Consider the following 14019-nt stretch of genomic DNA (forward strand, 5'->3'; position numbering starts at 1 on the left):
ATGGAAAGCTTATATTTGCTCATTCCCATTGCCATCGTGCTGGTTTGTGTCGCGGTTGGAATTTTCCTATGGGCGGTGAAAAGTGAGCAATTCGAAGATCTTGAACGGCAAGGACATAATATTTTGTTTGAAGACGATGAAAAGCAGAATAAGGATAAGCAGTGAGCCCTGATTACTTGGGTGCTTGGATTGTAGGGTTACTCGGTGCTGGCCATTGCCTTGGAATGTGCGGTGGTATAAGTACCCTATTAACCCTCAATCAACCTAAAAGCTCTCCTGTTTTATTGCTCTACTACAATTTGGGTCGGTTACTCAGTTATGCACTGATTGGCGGAATTGTAGGGGGAATTACCTCTTCTATTACTGGTTTGATCGATCTTCAGTCAGCATTAGTATGGCTCAGAATCATTGCGGCTATGTTAATGATTGTGTTAGGCCTCTATATAGGCCGTTGGTGGTTTGGCTTACTTCGCCTTGAAAAAATCGGCCAGAAGCTATGGCCATTGATTTCCCCGCTAGGCAAATCACTTTTACCACTGAAAAAGCAGTGGCATGCTTTGCCTTTTGGATTGATTTGGGGCTGGCTTCCTTGTGGATTGGTTTACTCCATGCTGACTTGGTCAGCAGTGGCTGGAGGTTTCTCTCAAGGTGCGTTGATCATGCTGGCTTTTGGTCTAGGAACCCTACCCGCTATGTTGGTAAGTGGCTGGGGAGCAAATAAGTTAATACATTGGCAAAATTCAATTTTTTTCCGCCAATGTGCAGCGTTATTGTTAATTGCCTATGGTGTATACACAGCTTATGACGCCATAAAGCTTATGGTTAATCTCGGTTGATGGTTTAGTTATTGCTGATTTATTTTAACTACCCTTTAGGGTTAAGCGATGCTAAAATATTGACGTACATCAATTAGTGAAAGGTTGTTATGATTTCCGAAAAGCCTGCTGCGAAGCGCATTCAATCGGGTGGTTGTGCTATTCACTGTCAAGATTGCAGTATTAGCCAACTGTGTATCCCTTTTACCTTGAATGAGTCTGAGCTTGATCAGCTTGACCAGATCATCGAGCGTAAAAAACCGATTCAGAAAGGTCAGGAGCTGTTCAAAGCTGGTGACGAGCTACGCTCTCTCTATGCCATTCGTTCTGGCACCATTAAAAGCTACACCATCACTGAACAAGGGGATGAGCAGATCACTGCATTCCACTTAGCGGGTGATTTGGTGGGATTTGATGCCATTACTGAAGATCAGCACCCAAGCTTTGCTCAAGCGCTTGAAACCTCAATGGTTTGCGAAATTCCATATGAAATTCTCGATGACCTTTCTGGTAAAATGCCAAAGCTTCGTCAGCAAATCATGCGTTTGATGAGTAGCGAAATTAAAGGCGATCAGGAAATGATCCTGTTGCTATCAAAGAAAAATGCAGAAGAGCGTCTAGCGGCATTCTTATACAACCTTTCTACTCGTTTTTCTCAGCGTGGTTTCAGCCCTCGTGAGTTCCGCCTCACTATGACTCGTGGTGATATTGGTAACTACCTTGGACTCACGGTTGAGACTATCAGCCGCTTGTTAGGTCGCTTCCAAAAATCAGAAATCCTTAGTGTTAAAGGCAAATACATCACCATTCTCAATCATGCGGAATTGATGGAATTAGCTGGCGTTTCAAAAGAAACTAAATAACTTCAATGATGTAGCTCTTAATGAGCTACATCATACTTCTTCTAAATACCTACTCTTTTTGCTAAAACTCTGCTCATAACTAAGCTAAAGTAAAGCTAACAAACCTCCTCACTGAACAAGGAGTTTCTCATGAGCATATACAGTAAAATTCTTGTCGTGGCCGACATCAACCATGATGAACAACCTGCTTTAGCTCGGGCAATGCAACTGGCGCAAAAAAGCACCTCAACCAGCCACGTAACTTTCTTCCTGTCTATATATGATTTTTCTTACGACATGACTTCCATGCTTTCATTTGAAGAGCGTGATGCCATGCGTAAAGGAGTTATCCATCAACGGGAACAGTGGATGCGTTCTATTGCAGAACCTTACATCGATAAATCTGTTCAGTTTGAGATCAAGGTGGTGTGGCACAACCGCCCCTATGAAGCAATCATTGGTGAAATATTTGCTGGCGAACACGATATCCTGATCAAAGCTACACGTAAGCACGACATGTTGGAGTCCGTTATTTTTACTCCAACCGACTGGCATCTAATGCGTAAATGCCCAACACCTGTCTTATTAGTAAAAAATGCTGACTGGCCAGAAAATGCCAACATTATCGCTTCTGTACATGTGGGTTCAGAGGTTGACACACACATAGATTTAAACGACCGCATGGTTGATCAATTGCTTAACCTAAGCCAGCGCCTAGGGGCGAACCCTTATTTGGTCAACGCCTATCCAGTAACTCCGGCTAACATTACCATCGAACTGCCAGAGTTTGATCCGACCACTTATACAGATGCAGTTCGTGGACATCACCTCACTGCGATGAAAGCTCTGCGTCAAAAACATGGTTTAAGTGAAGAACAAACCATTGTGCAACAAGGATTACCTGAAGATGTCATACCGGAAGCGGCAAAACAGCTTAATGCCGCTATGGTAATTTTGGGTACAACAGGTAGAACTGGACTCTCAGCCGTATTTATCGGCAACACAGCTGAACATGTTATCGATAAAATCAATTGTGATGTTCTTGCACTAAAACCTAATGGTTATGTCAGCCCCCTCGATCCGCAAACTGCAATCTGAGTCTAACTCTTAATCCCTGCCTTATTGGCAGGGATTTTTTATCTCTTCACGCTATAGATCTAGCATCTCGTTTATTTATCCGTATCATACGCACTTCATTTTGTTTCGAGATTTAAGATACCAAGCAATGACAGCGCAAACTCAAGAGTTGACCAAAGCTCAACAATACAATTTCAACAAGTTGCAAAAGCGTATTCGTCGTAATACCGGTCAAGCAATTGCCGATTTCAATATGATTGAAGATGGTGACCGCATTATGGTGTGCCTGTCCGGTGGTAAAGACAGTTTTACCATGCTGGATATTTTGATGAGCTTACAAAAAAGTGCGCCTATCTCTTTTGAACTCGTTGCTGTCAATCTTGATCAAAAGCAACCGGGATTTCCAGCTCACGTATTACCTGAATATTTGGAAAGCTTGGGTGTTGAATACAAAATTGTAGAGGAAGACACCTACTCCATCGTTCAAGACAAGGTTCCAGAAGGTAAAACGACATGTGCACTTTGTTCTCGACTACGTCGCGGCATTTTATATCGTACTGCTAAAGAACTAGGTGCAACTAAAATTGCGTTGGGCCATCACCGTGATGACATCCTAGAAACTCTGTTTCTGAATATGTTCTACGGCGGAAAAATGAAAGGCATGCCACCTAAATTGGTTTCTGACAACGGTGAACATGTTGTTATTCGTCCACTCGCTTATTGTCGCGAAAAAGACATCATTAAATATTCAGACATGCGCGGCTACCCTATCATTCCTTGTAATCTATGTGGTTCACAGCCTAACTTGCAGCGTCAAGCTGTAAAACAAATGCTCAACGATTGGGATAAGCGTTTCCCTGGCCGCATTGAAACCATGTTCAGAGCAATGCAGAACGTGGTACCAAGTCATCTAGCCGATTTCGCATTGTTTGATTTTAAGTCAATCAATAAAGATTCTGGCGTCATCAATGGTGGTGATATTGGTTTCGATAAAGAAGAAATTGCACCACAAGTGGTTGAAGATGAAGATTTGGTCGTGGAGTTCGATCCTGCACTCCAGTTAAATGTCACCAATCTCTAACCGAAAGTCCGACTAATAACAAAGGCTGCCCTTAGGCAGCCTTTGTTTTATGTACGCTAGAAAATATGCGTTTATTTTTTCGCCTTAGGTAAATACGGCAGTACTCGTAAGGTAGGGGCAGGTAATTCCATCCAACCATCTGGACCAATTTGAGATAGAGCTACTTGAGCTTTGTGATTCACAATCGCCACCGTTTGCCCGTTACTCAAGGTAATAACCCCTTCTGTTTCTGGTGAAAACTCCAACGTGACACCTTCAACTGCCGGAGTAAACCAACTTGCAAACATACCGCCGAGTTGTTCAAGCATGGCTTGCATCTGCGGTAACAACACTTCCACTTCTTGGTAAGCGACTTTGCCTTCAAACGGCTTTTTAGCCATCACCACCATAGAAAAATCACAGCGCTTATCTTGAGGTGTATCAACAAACACCAGAGGGTTCGCTTGTCGCAGATTGTTATCCAATGGGACTAAAAGCTCATAACCCGGCCCTGTTTTCAACTCTTCATAATGCTCTTCTTTTTCCATCCACGCTTTTTCAATCACGCAGTTTTGTTTGCTCTGTGCATCAATAAAGAAAATACCCATTTTCACATCAGGGTGATCTTCTTTCGTGTTGCTTTTCATCTGAGAAAACAACTTACTGTAGGTAAACATGTACTGTTGAGCCATTACAGGTGTGCTTATAGTTAAAGCTAAAGAAGCGAGTAGGAGGTAAGATTTTGATTTCATTTTAGTTATCATTCCAATATTTTTGATTCGCCGACATCATGGCTTGTAAGTCTTGTACGTACGCTTCCCCACGCTCTGAGTATTTCAAAAGACCGTTACTCATAGCAAAAGCGCTTTCATCACTGATGGGATTCTTCTTCTTTTGGCGAAGTTGAAAACGTATTTCACGCAAGTCTTGATAAGCCGCGTTGCGATTCACATTCATAAAGTAGCCAAGAATGGAGTCTTGAACTGAGTCGAATTTGGCAACCTCATGTGTAGCACCTGGCGCGCGTTCTAGAGGAACCAAACCGCATCCCGAGTTATAGCACCACTGACCAAAATAGTTATTCGCTTCTCGAGCAAATCTTGATGTACCCCACGCCGATTCATTGGCGGCTTGTGTGAGCACTAACGCCTCAGGAATCACATCAACCCGATGTAACATCTCTTTTATCCATACGGCATCAACATTGCCATCTTTTAACTCGAATGAGTATGCACTTGCCAAACGCTCAGCCTGCACTAAATTCTTCGAGGATAGTTGGCCATCTGCGAAGTCTTTCTTGATACGTTTAAGTAACGCGCGCTCTTGTAAAATCCGCGAGTTCTCATACATCACACCGGGTTTAAGAAAACTAAAAAACGCTTCTTTTCTTTCTGAAATATCACTCATCGATGCAAAGTCAGGAGCTTGCCCCACCACTTCACCTCTCATCAAGGGAAGCTTTTGTGGTCTTTTCTGCTTTTCAAATCGATAAACCCCAAAAACCGCGATAGCAATAATAACCAGCCAGATTAACCCATTACGCATCAAATACTCCGGATGATTTGTTGCTATCTTGCTGGTCAGAATGTGGTTGATCCGTCGCAATAATTTTCAGGCGAATGCCGAACATATTACGGTAGATGATGCCTTTAACATGGAAAAAGAATGGCAAAAATAGCACTAAACCGATGCCGTATAAGAAGACGGCCATCATAAACAGCACCATTAAGACCGAGTAAATTGCGATCAGCGGGAAAATTTTCTTATTCACGGCTCTTAGTGACAGCAGTAAAGATTGCATCGGTGGTACTTTCTTTTCACAAATAAGTAACAGCGAGTTACTGAAAGCAATCGACAAATACATAGAAAGGAACGGCAAAATCATTCCTGCCACACCTTGTAACAATAAACTAAATAACGTGGCCAGAATGACAGGAATGGTAAATTGTAGGCCTTTGCTGATATGTCGCGTTTGGGTTTTAAGCCCTGCCGCATGACTCATCGCCATTAGGCTGATCCCTGCATAGATCGGAGCACTGATCACTTCATAACTGAAATTAGCGATGAACATGGCTTGAATAAGCCCTTCTGGCAATGTTCCACCGTCTTCAAACACGGATAAAATCACCGAGAGATCGCCGATCTGCAATTTGAATGCAAAATAGAAGATTGCCAATTGCACTAAGATCAGCGCAAAAATGGCAGGTGTGAAATTAATAAAGTGTTTTACTGTAATGCCCCAAGCTTCCTTTAGTACATCACCCACTTTTAATTCATAACTTCCCGATAAGGCTTTTTCTATCGAGCCGCCAAGATTGAACTCTCTTTCGATATCGTTATTCATAAATTACCCTAGTTCGGTCAAATGCGCGGATAACGTCACGCTTCGACGTGAAAATTGCGTTCATTATACTGAAATGCAGCTCAGGCTAAAATCTGATTACCAATCTGTCTTGCATTCTTGTCGATATGATTGATAATTAACCGCTTGATAGCATTAAGAGTTAAGCAAAATCAGTATGCTAGATAAAGTGGATTTAAACTGGCAAAAATTTTTATGTTTCAAGATAAGAAAAAGACTTTGAAATCGTGCTCTTGGTGTTTATGATGCGCCCCTTATTTTTGTTTAACTACAGGTCCAACAAGTAGAATTGTCTACAGGCCGAGGTGGGAGAAATACAGACGTTGAACGAACAACACTCAGTAGGAAAGCCAGTTATTCGCTTATCTGGCATTAGCAAAAGTTTCGATGGTAAGGAAATCATTGGTAACCTAAATCTTGATGTGAATCATGGCGAGTTCTTAACCATCCTAGGCCCATCAGGCTGTGGTAAAACAACAGTGTTAAGAATGATTGCTGGTTTTGAAACTGCAGATCAAGGTCAGATTCTGCTAGATGATCAAGACGTTACTCAAGTTCCTGCTGAACAACGACACGTCAATACGGTCTTCCAAAGCTATGCTCTATTCCCTCACATGACTGTGTTCGAAAACGTTGCTTTTGGCCTGCGTATGCAAAAAGTGCCAAACAGCGAAATCGAGCCTCGTGTTATGGAAGCTTTGCGTATGGTACGCCTTGCTGAAATGGCACAGCGTAAACCGCATCAACTTTCTGGCGGCCAGCAACAGCGTATTGCTATCGCTCGTGCGGTCGTCAACAAACCTAAAGTACTGCTACTTGACGAATCTCTTTCTGCTTTGGACTACAAACTGCGTAAACAAATGCAGAGTGAGCTAAAGCAACTACAACGTCAATTAGGTATCACCTTTATCTTCGTTACTCACGATCAAGAAGAAGCACTGTCAATGTCAGACCGCATTATTGTTATGCGTTCAGGCAAAATTGAACAAGACGGTTCGCCTCGTGAAATCTACGAAGATCCTAAAAACCTCTTTGTTGCTCGTTTTATTGGCGAAATCAACGTCTTCCAAGCAACGACTTTAGACCGTATTGATGAAAAACGCATTCGCGTTGAAATCGAAGGTGTCGAGTCTATTGTTTATTATGAAGATGAAGTAAAGGCTGGTGACAAGCTGCAAGTGCTCCTCCGTCCTGAAGACTTACGTATCGAAGAAATTAAAGAGTCAGAAGAAAAAGGCATTGTAGGTCATGTGACAGACCGCACCTACAAAGGCATGACTCTGGAATCAGTGGTAGAACTGGAATCCGGTATGTGTGTGATGGTTAGCGAATTCTTTAACGAAGATGACCCAGATGTGGATCACTCTATCGGGCAGAAAGTTGCTATCACTTGGGTTGAAAGCTGGGAGGTAGTACTCAATGATGAGCAAAAAGCTTAATCTGCAAAATGCGATTATTGCCTTAATTGTAGGTTGGTTAGTGCTGTTTGTACTGATCCCTAACCTAATGATTATTGGTACCAGTTTTCTGACTCGTGATGAAGCAAACCTGATTAAGTTTGTTTTCACGTTTGAAAACTACACGCGCCTTCTTGATCCACTTTACGGAAAAGTAATGTTGCATTCGTTTTATATGGCGATTGTAGCAACTCTAATCTGTCTCGTGATTGGCTACCCTTTTGCGTACATAGTGGCAAAAATGCCTGAAAAATGGCGTCCATTTATGCTGTTTTTAGTGATTGTTCCTTTCTGGACTAACTCACTAATCCGTACCTATGGTTTAAAAATTGTACTCGGCACGCAAGGTATCCTTAACCAAGCATTGATGTCACTGGGTCTGATTGATGCCCCATTACGCATCATGTTTACCGAAACAGCAGTAATGATTGGTCTGGTTTACATTTTGTTGCCATTTATGATCCTTCCGCTCTATTCGGCTATCGAGAAATTGGATGGCACTTATATTGAAGCGGCACGCGATCTGGGTGCAAACAAGTTTCAAACGTTAGTTCGTGTGATTCTGCCTCTGACTATGCCGGGCATTATCGGTGGTTGTTTACTAGTTCTGCTCCCTGCACTCGGTATGTTCTACATCGCTGACTTGCTTGGCGGCGCGAAAAACTTACTGATTGGTAACGTAATTAAGAGCCAAGTACTTAACGCCCGTGACTGGCCGTTTGGTGCAGCAACCAGTATTGCGCTGACTCTGGCAATGGCGATCATGCTGTACGCTTACTATCGTGCAGGTAAACTATTGAATAAGAAAGTGGAGCTAGACTAATGGGACGTTCAATTAGATTTAGCTTTATGAGTTTGGTGTACTTATTTTTGTACCTACCAATCATTGTTCTGATTGTAAACTCATTTAATGAAAACAAGTTTGGTATCAAATGGGGTGGTTTTACCACCAAGTGGTACCACGCTCTAATGAATAACGACAGCTTAATGCAAGCGGCTTGGCACTCTATCAATGTTGCCGTGTTTTCTGCTACTGCTGCTACACTGATCGGCAGCTTGACTGCGGTTGCCCTCTTCCGTTACCAATTTAAAGGTAAGAAAGTGGTTAGCGGTATGCTGTTTGTGGTGATGATGTCACCAGATATCGTGATGGCAATCTCGCTGCTTGCGCTGTTTTTAGTGATGGGTGCAAAGCTGGGTTTCTTTACCCTTTTGATTGCACACATTACCTTCTGTCTGCCATTCGTTGTAGTTACGGTTTATAGCCGACTCAATGGTTTTGACGTGAAGATGCTCGAGGCAGCAAAAGATCTTGGTGCAGGCGAATGGGTTATCTTGAAGAAAATCATTCTGCCACTCGCTAAACCTGCGGTAGCAGCAGGCTGGTTACTTAGCTTTACCCTATCGCTGGATGATGTGATCATCAGTTCATTTGTAACCGGACCAACCTACGAAATTCTGCCATTGAAGATATACTCAATGGTGAAAGTGGGAATTTCACCTGAAGTAAACGCACTGGCGACCGTCATGCTTGTGGTTTCTTTAGTTCTTGTTATCGCTTCACAGTTGTTAGCAAGAGAAAAAGTGAAGTAGAATCCACGTCCGTTTGGAAACACGCGAAACAGAATGACGGAAGTCATTCTGTTTTTCTTTGCAACGCCCAAAAGGGCAACGTTTAGTTTGGAGCTAACGTCGATGAAAAAACTGGCTACTCTTTTAGCAGGTAGCGCATGTGCGCTTTCTCTGTTGTCTGGCACAGCGGCAGCGGAAGATAAGGAACTGGTGTTCATGAACTGGGGTCCGTATATCAATAGCGGTATCCTAGAGCAATTCACCAAGGAAACAGGAATCAAAGTGATTTACTCAACTTATGAGTCAAATGAAACTTTGTATGCAAAACTCAAAACGCACAATGAAGGTTATGATCTGGTAGTTCCATCTACCTACTTCGTGGCAAAAATGCGTGATGAAGGCATGCTACAAAAGATTGATAAATCTAAGCTGAGCAACTTCAATAACCTTGATTCTAATTACCTAGACAAGCCTTATGATCCAAACAACGACTACTCTATCCCACACGTTGTTGCTATCACAGGTTTGGCTGTAAACACTGACATGTATGATCCAAATGACTTCCAAAGCTGGGGCGACCTATGGAAGCCTGAGCTAAAAGGTCAACTGATGTTGATGGATGATACGCGTGAAGTGTTCCACATCGCTCTGCGTAAGCTAGGTTACTCAGGTAACTCAACTGACGATAAGCAGATTGATGAAGCTTATGCGGAACTGCAAAAACTGATGCCAAACGTGTTGGTTTTCAACTCTGACAACCCTGCTGCACCTTACCTTTCAGGCGAAGTTGGCCTAGGTATGCTGTGGAATGGTTCTGCCGCTGCTGCACAAAAAGAAGGTCTACCAATTAAACTGGTATTCCCGAAAGAAGGCGGTATCGGTTGGGTTGATAACTTCGCTATCTCTTCTGGTGCGAAAAACGTTGATGCAGCACACAAGATGATCGACTTCTTGCTGCGTCCTGAAATTGCTGAGCAAATTTCACGTGATACTGGTTACCTGACGGGTGTTAAAGCCTCAAACGACAAGTTTAAAGATGTTGCTCCACTGTTCCCATCTCAAGAAGATCTGGATCGTGTTGAGTGGCAATCAGCGGTAGGTGATAAAACTGTGAAGTACGAAGAGTACTTCATGAAGTTGAAAGCCGGCCAATAAAGTCGCAGAAAAGCATCAAATAGGCAGCATTTGCTGCCTATTTTTTTTTATCTTGTTATACTCCCCCCTTCTATCGCCTAGTTAGGTTCTTTCTATACACTATGGGAACGTAATGAAAAATAAACTGTTTGCGAGTGCTCTGTGCGCAGCAGCATTGTTCACCACCAATGCAATGGCTAAAGACCAAGAACTCTATTTCTACAACTGGTCTGAATATATCCCGAGCGAAGTCCTAGAAGACTTTACCAAAGAAACTGGAATCAAGGTGATCTACTCTACCTATGAATCCAACGAAAGCATGTATGCCAAGCTCAAAACGCAAGGCTCTGGTTATGACCTAGTGGTTCCATCCACTTACTTTGTTTCTAAGATGCGCAAAGAAGGCATGCTGCAAGAGATTGACCACTCTAAACTCTCCCACTTTAAAGACTTGGATCCAAACTATCTGAACAAGCCTTTTGATCCAGGCAATAAATACTCCATTCCTTACATTTGGGGAGCCACTGGTATCGGTATCAACACTGATATGCTGGATAAAAAGTCCCTCAAAAACTGGGGAGACCTTTGGGATGCCAAATGGGCTGGTCAGCTGATGCTGATGGATGACTCACGCGAAGTATTCCATATTGCTCTGAGCAAGCTTGGTTATTCTCCAAACACAACGAATCCAAAAGAAATCGAAGCGGCGTATCGCGAGCTTAAAAAGCTGATGCCAAACGTTTTGGTGTTTAACTCTGATTTCCCAGCCAATCCTTACCTTGCAGGTGAAGTATCCCTCGGTATGTTGTGGAACGGCTCTGCCTATATGGCTCGTCAAGAAGGTGCTCCTATTCAGATCATTTGGCCTGAAAAAGGTGCGATTTTCTGGATGGATAGCATTTCGATTCCTGCTGGTGCAAAAAACATCGAAGCGGCGCATAAAATGATCGACTTCCTATTGCGCCCAGAGAATGCGGCCAAAATCGCTCTTGAGATTGGTTATCCAACTCCAGTCAAAACTGCACACGATCTCTTACCTAAAGAGTTTGCTAACGACCCAAGCATCTATCCTCCACAATCAGTGATGGAGAATGGCGAGTGGCAAGATGAAGTTGGCGATGCCAGCGTGCTTTATGATGAGTATTTCCAAAAGCTCAAAGTAAACGACTAATTTACTCTGAACTGTATCTATGATTGATAGCCACCTCTGGGTGGCTTTCTTTTTTATTTAGCCGCAAAACCTTCCACTTTCTCCTCCTAAAGAAGGAGATTTTGCCCACTAAGGATGCATAGCGATCACCTCACCCAGCGACAACAATAAATAGCACGACAGCCATTTTCATGGCAGTCACGTTATGGATTGATTGACACACAAGAAGGTGAATTATGATTTATGCAAAACCAGGTGAGCCCGGCTCGGTCGTTTCTTTTAAGCCTCGCTATCAGAATTACATCGGTGGCCAATGGGTAGAGCCGATAAATGGTCAGTATTTTATGGATACTTCACCCTGTACCGGCGAAAACATCGCTGAAGTACCTCGCTCTGATGCTGCTGATATCAATTTAGCACTAGATGCCGCTCACAAAGCGCGTGAAGCATGGGGTAATACTTCAGTCACCGAACGTTCCAACATCCTGCTGAAAATCGCTGATCGCATTGAGAAGAATATTGAAATGTTGGCGGTGGCCGAAACATGGGAAAACGGAAAAGCCGTGCGTGAAACATTGGCTGCAGATATTCCCCTTTGTGTTGATCATTTCCGCTACTTTGCTGGCTGCATCCGTGCTCAAGAAGGTACAGCAGCAGAGTTGGATGCCAATACCGTGGCTTATCACATCAAAGAACCATTGGGTGTGGTGGGACAGATCATTCCATGGAATTTCCCACTTTTGATGGCAGCGTGGAAACTTGCTCCAGCTCTAGCCGCTGGTAACTGTGTTGTGCTGAAACCTGCAGAACAAACCCCTGTCACCATTTTGTTACTGATGGAGCTGATTGGCGATCTACTCCCTGCAGGTGTGCTGAACGTGGTCAACGGTATGGGCCCTGAAGCGGGGCAAGCGTTAGCAACATCAAAACGTATTGCAAAAATTGCGTTTACTGGTTCAACTGCGATTGGCAACCATGTATTACGCTGCGCCGCGGACAATCTGATCCCATCCACCGTAGAACTTGGTGGTAAATCACCAAACATCTACTTCTCCGATATCATGGATCAAGAGGAAGCTTTTATTGAAAAAGCAGCTGAAGGTGCTGTACTGGCTTTCTTCAATCAGGGTGAAGTCTGTACTTGTCCTTCTCGTCTACTGATCCAAGAAGATATTTTTGACCGTTTTATGGAACGCGTGTTGGCTAAAGCCAAAAGTATCCGTCACGGCAACCCACTCGATACAGAAACTCAAGTTGGTGCACAAGCTTCCGATGAGCAGTACGTGAAGATCAAAAGTTATCTGGATATTGGACGCCAAGAAGGAGCAGAAGTGTTACTCGGCGGCTCCGTTGCCGATTTTGGAGGCGGTTATTATATTCAACCGACCATCTTCAAAGGTAATAACTCAATGCGAGTCTTCCAAGAAGAGATTTTTGGCCCCGTGATCAGTGTAACCACGTTCAAAGATGAAGCGGAAGCCATTCGAGTTGCCAATGATACCGAATATGGTCTCGGCGCAGGGCTTTGGACTCGCGATGTCAACCGAGCTTATCGTGTTGGACGAGCCATTCAAGCTGGACGAGTATGGACAAACTGTTACCACCTCTACCCTGCGCACTCCGCTTTTGGTGGTTATAAAAAATCTGGGATTGGTCGTGAAACTCATAAGATGATGTTGGATCACTACCAACAAACCAAAAATCTTTTGGTGAGCTATGACATCAATCCATTAGGATTCTTCTAGTCCTGCACGCAAGCGAGGGTTACAAACTCTCGCTTGCCAATACCCTTAATCTTCAAGATTTAGCGACGTAAGTAATGAGCAAAATCGATATTAGTCGCACCAAGCACAGCTTGAATTCGATTATGCACACCGAGCTTTTTCAATATGGCAGAAACATGTGACTTCACTGTAGTTTCTGAAATGTTGAGGTCATACGCGATCTGCTTATTTGCAGATCCTTTGGACATAGATTGAAGCACTTGCAGTTGTTTTCTTGTTAACGTTTGCAGTGTTTCTGCGCTAAATCCGGCCTGATTACGCAAAGAATGGTTAGGCGATGTTTTTACGTTTTCACGCAAAATATCAGCAGGCAAGTAGACATCCCCTCGTAGTATTTGTGCGAATGCTTCCCCCATCTGTTGTCTGGCACATGATTTAGCTACATAGCCAACGGCTCCATAAGCCAATGTTTGCAATACAGTCTGCTTATCTGATTCTGCTGAAATCACCGCGACAGGCGTCGTCGGCGCAACATTTCTTAATTCTAAAAGCCCACTAAGGCCAGCCATGCCCGGCATATTGAGGTCGAGCAGCAGTAAATCACACTCTGTCGTTTGGCCAACTAACGCAAGGGTCGAAGGCATGTCATCCGCTTGTTCAACATGACAACCGGGAAATTGGTTTTCCAGCACAGAGACAATAGCATCACGAAATAACGGATGGTCATCAGCAACAATAAAGGTATACATTGTGAATCCTCGCTCATTGAGTCCAACTCATCACCTGACTCAGTTTTGTGCTTTGTAAGTCTTGTTATGCACATAGT

General features: G+C 43.4%; 15 protein-coding genes. 11 read left to right on the top strand and 4 right to left on the bottom strand.

Annotation, left to right across the window (positions count from 1 at the left end; genetic code table 11):
* The 5 genes from ccoS to ttcA all read left to right on the top strand — a co-directional run bounded on the left by ccoS (position 1) and on the right by ttcA (position 3815).
* On the top strand, positions 1 to 165 hold the full coding sequence (gene ccoS / locus D908_RS14955; RefSeq protein WP_000445303.1) for a cbb3-type cytochrome oxidase assembly protein CcoS: 165 nt from the start codon (positions 1 to 3) through the stop codon (positions 163 to 165).
* Positions 162 to 836, top strand: coding sequence for a sulfite exporter TauE/SafE family protein (locus D908_RS14950; RefSeq protein ID WP_000074286.1), 675 nt, complete (start codon positions 162 to 164; stop codon positions 834 to 836). The genes ccoS and D908_RS14950 overlap by 4 nt, the downstream gene beginning before the upstream one ends.
* An 89-nt stretch (positions 837 to 925) precedes the next feature.
* On the top strand, positions 926 to 1678 hold the full coding sequence (locus D908_RS14945) for an FNR family transcription factor (RefSeq protein WP_000622578.1): 753 nt from the start codon (positions 926 to 928) through the stop codon (positions 1676 to 1678).
* Positions 1679 to 1807: 129 nt separating this feature from the next.
* A complete protein-coding gene (gene uspE / locus D908_RS14940) occupies positions 1808 to 2755 on the top strand; it encodes a universal stress protein UspE (protein ID WP_000029908.1) in 948 nt (315 codons plus the stop codon).
* Between the two features lie 127 nt (positions 2756 to 2882).
* The gene (gene ttcA, locus D908_RS14935) at positions 2883 to 3815 is read left to right on the top strand and encodes a tRNA 2-thiocytidine(32) synthetase TtcA (protein WP_005523027.1); all 933 of its coding nucleotides are present in this window, start codon (positions 2883 to 2885) and stop codon (positions 3813 to 3815) included.
* 71 nt (positions 3816 to 3886) lie between these two features.
* Here the strand turns inward: ttcA and D908_RS14930 are convergent, their stop codons facing one another.
* Genes D908_RS14930 through D908_RS14920 form a run of 3 tightly spaced genes read right to left on the bottom strand, consistent with a single transcriptional unit; the run spans position 3887 to position 6138 of the window.
* Entirely contained in the window at positions 3887 to 4546 is a 660-nt protein-coding gene (locus D908_RS14930) for a DUF2987 domain-containing protein (RefSeq protein ID WP_005523029.1), read from the bottom strand.
* Between the two features lies 1 nt (position 4547).
* The gene (locus tag D908_RS14925) at positions 4548 to 5339 is read right to left on the bottom strand and encodes a glucosaminidase domain-containing protein (RefSeq protein ID WP_005523031.1); all 792 of its coding nucleotides are present in this window, start codon (positions 5337 to 5339) and stop codon (positions 4548 to 4550) included.
* Entirely contained in the window at positions 5332 to 6138 is an 807-nt protein-coding gene (locus D908_RS14920; RefSeq protein WP_001058039.1) for a hypothetical protein, read from the bottom strand. The genes D908_RS14925 and D908_RS14920 overlap by 8 nt, the downstream gene beginning before the upstream one ends.
* A gap of 323 nt (positions 6139 to 6461) precedes the next feature.
* Here D908_RS14920 and potA point away from each other — a divergent pair, with 323 nt between their 5' ends.
* The 6 genes from potA (at position 6462) to exaC (ending at position 13214) form a co-directional block, all read left to right on the top strand.
* A complete protein-coding gene (gene potA / locus D908_RS14915; protein ID WP_005509866.1) occupies positions 6462 to 7595 on the top strand; it encodes a spermidine/putrescine ABC transporter ATP-binding protein PotA in 1134 nt (377 codons plus the stop codon).
* A complete protein-coding gene (gene potB / locus D908_RS14910; protein WP_005521044.1) occupies positions 7579 to 8436 on the top strand; it encodes a spermidine/putrescine ABC transporter permease PotB in 858 nt (285 codons plus the stop codon). Before potA ends, potB begins: the two co-directional genes overlap by 17 nt.
* Entirely contained in the window at positions 8436 to 9206 is a 771-nt protein-coding gene (gene potC, locus D908_RS14905; RefSeq protein ID WP_000533751.1) for a spermidine/putrescine ABC transporter permease PotC, read from the top strand. Before potB ends, potC begins: the two co-directional genes overlap by 1 nt.
* 102 nt (positions 9207 to 9308) lie before the next feature.
* Positions 9309 to 10340, top strand: a complete 1032-nt coding sequence (locus D908_RS14900; protein ID WP_005523037.1) for an extracellular solute-binding protein — start codon at positions 9309 to 9311, stop codon at positions 10338 to 10340.
* A gap of 112 nt (positions 10341 to 10452) precedes the next feature.
* Positions 10453 to 11490: an extracellular solute-binding protein gene (locus D908_RS14895; RefSeq protein ID WP_000791559.1), complete on the top strand. Its 1038-nt coding sequence runs from the start codon at positions 10453 to 10455 to the stop codon at positions 11488 to 11490.
* Positions 11491 to 11705: 215 nt separating this feature from the next.
* Complete coding sequence (exaC, locus tag D908_RS14890) at positions 11706 to 13214, top strand: acetaldehyde dehydrogenase ExaC (RefSeq protein ID WP_000638555.1); 1509 nt, start codon at positions 11706 to 11708, stop codon at positions 13212 to 13214.
* A 59-nt stretch (positions 13215 to 13273) separates the two neighbouring features.
* Here exaC and D908_RS14885 read toward each other — a convergent pair whose 3' ends face one another.
* Positions 13274 to 13942: a response regulator gene (locus D908_RS14885; RefSeq protein ID WP_005523040.1), complete on the bottom strand. Its 669-nt coding sequence runs from the start codon at positions 13940 to 13942 to the stop codon at positions 13274 to 13276.
* Positions 13943 to 14019: the final 77 nt, after the last annotated feature.

Origin of the sequence: Vibrio mimicus CAIM 602, from assembly GCF_000338875.1 — a bacterium.
Classification (GTDB): Bacteria; Pseudomonadota; Gammaproteobacteria; order Enterobacterales; family Vibrionaceae; genus Vibrio; species Vibrio mimicus.